Raw genomic sequence first — 539 nt, 5'->3', positions numbered from 1 at the left:
CGTGGGCTCGGAGATGTGTATAAGAGACAGCGGCAAGACCGCATCGATCGCAAGTTGGATTGACTCTGGGTTGTTCAAGCTATCGAAGATTCGGAAAACGTCGACTCCTGCCTGCGCCGCTTCCTTAACGAACGTGTGAATGACATTGTCCGGATAGTTTTTGTAACCAACGCCGTTCGCACCACGAAGCAACATTTGAATGAGGACGTTCGGCATCTTTTCACGTAATTTCATCAGACGAACCCATGGATCCTCCGATAAGAATCGGTAGGCGACATCAAATGTCGCGCCTCCCCATGCTTCGACAGAGAACAGTTCAGGTAGCAGTTTCGCTTCCGCCTCTGCAATCGCAACGAGATCCTTCGTCCGCATCCGCGTCGCAAGGAGCGACTGATGGGCATCACGGAATGTCGTATCTGTCAACAAAACGTTCTCCTGAGCTGCCAACCATTTTGCGACGGCTTCTGGACCTTCCGCATCGAGAATCGCTTTTGCACCTGGTATATAGCTGTCTCTTATACACATCTCCGAGCCCACGA

Annotated in this window: 1 pseudogene; it reads right to left on the bottom strand. The window is 51.6% G+C overall.

The window, feature by feature from the left end:
• Positions 1-539, bottom strand: a pseudogene (locus F8N00_RS18250) (pyruvate carboxylase); the annotation flags it as partial.

The sequence above is a fragment of the Exiguobacterium sp. A1_3_1 genome (genome assembly GCF_048985645.1).
In the GTDB taxonomy this organism is placed as follows: Bacteria; Bacillota; Bacilli; order Exiguobacteriales; family Exiguobacteriaceae; genus Exiguobacterium_A; species Exiguobacterium_A indicum.
Note: the sequence above shows the minus strand (reverse complement) of the source record. Positions and strands in the feature narration are given on the sequence as shown.